The 1,431-nt window shown below is 65.3% G+C and carries 1 protein-coding gene; it reads right to left on the bottom strand.

Annotated elements, in window-relative coordinates:
* Positions 1-25: 25 nt before the first annotated feature.
* A complete protein-coding gene (locus ABZ896_RS52755; protein WP_360946680.1) occupies positions 26-1,273 on the bottom strand; it encodes an IS256 family transposase in 1,248 nt (415 codons plus the stop codon).
* Positions 1,274-1,431: the final 158 nt, after the last annotated feature.

The raw sequence follows: 1,431 nt of genomic DNA, 5'->3' as shown, positions 1-1,431 counted from the left end.
GATGGTGTCCCGCCGAGTGGTGTAGTCACTGACCGAGCTGATTCGGTCCCTGCGGTGGGAAAAGCTGGTGGTCGTCCTCGGCCGGTTTGGCGGTGAGGAGTTCGACCATGGAGGCTTCGGAGAGGTAGCGACGGTCGAAGACCTGCCACTCGTCATGGAGTTCGGCCAGGACCGCGGCGGCGAGCCGGTCCAGGGCGGCAGGGTTGGGGAAGACCTGGACCACGTCGGCCCGCCGTTTGACCTCCCGGTTCAGCCGTTCCAGCGGGTTGGTGGACCAGATCTTCTTCCAGTGCGCCGGCGGGAAGTCCGCGAACGCGGTGATGTCGACTGCTGCGTCCAGCAGCATGCTCTTGACCTGCGGGAACTGCCGTCCGAGCATGTCGGCCACCACATTCAACTGAGTGCGCACTGCCTCCGCGGTGGTCTGCGCGAAGACGGTGCGGATGGTCGCCGCGACCATCTCTCCCGACCCCTTTTCGATCACGCCGAAGACGTCTCGTACGAAGTGAACTCGGCACCTTTGCCAGGCCGAGCCAAGGAAGACCGTGCGGATCGCGGCCACCAGGCCACTGTGGCTGTCGGAGATTACCAGCTGGACATTGTCCAGGCCGCGGGCCCGAAGCGAACGCAGAAACTTCGTCCAGAACGGCTTCGACTCGCTGTCGCCGACCATCAGCCCGAGGATCTCTCGGTGCCCGGTGGCGGAGATCCCGGTCGCGATGACCACGGCCTGCGAGGCAATCCGATGATTCACACGGGCCTTGCAGTAGGTGGCGTCCAGGAAGACGTAAGGGAAGACGGTGTGATCCAGCGGCCGTTCCTTGAACGCCACGAGTTCTTCGTCGAGTTCGCCGCAGATCCGCGACACCTCGGACTTGGAGATTCCGGTATCGGCTCCGAGCGCTTTGACCAGGTCATCGACCGAGCGGGTCGAGACGCCGTGCACGTACGCCTCCATCACCACGGCGAACAATGCCCGGTCGATCCGCCGGCGCCGCTCGAGCAGCGAGGGGAAGAACGATCCGGTCCGCACCTTGGGGATCTTCAGATCGAGGTCGCCGGCCTGGGTGGTCAGCAGCCGCTCGCGGTGGCCGTTGCGCCAGGTGGTGCGCTGATCGGAGTGCTCGCCCGGGGCGGCACCGATGGCCTCGGTCGCCTCGGCCTCGATGAGTTCCTGCAGGATGCGCTCGCACAGCACCCTGATCGTCTCAACTCCGTCGGCCGCACGTAGTGACTGAAGCAGCTGGATCAGGTCAGACTGGGACAAGGCCATCGTGCGCTCCTCCGGTTGAACTGCCCGTTCACCAGGGAGACTTGCGCGATGGCCGACCCTTGTTCAGGGAGCAAGCAGCGGCAGCTGATGCACGCCCCGGGCAGACACCCGCGCGTTCACGAACCTTGACCGGCTACACCACGTGGCGGGACACCATC

It is taken from the genome of Streptomyces sp. NPDC047072 (genome assembly GCF_040643855.1).
Classification (GTDB): Bacteria; Actinomycetota; Actinomycetes; order Streptomycetales; family Streptomycetaceae; genus Streptomyces.
The sequence above is the reverse complement of the archived record's forward strand: the minus strand, read 5'-3'. Positions and strand labels throughout refer to the sequence as shown.

Coding starts and splice junctions, on each gene's coding strand:
- ABZ896_RS52755 (WP_360946680.1), bottom strand. CDS start 1,273: ATGGCCTTGTCCCAGTCTGACCTGATCCAGCTGCTTCAGTCACTACGT.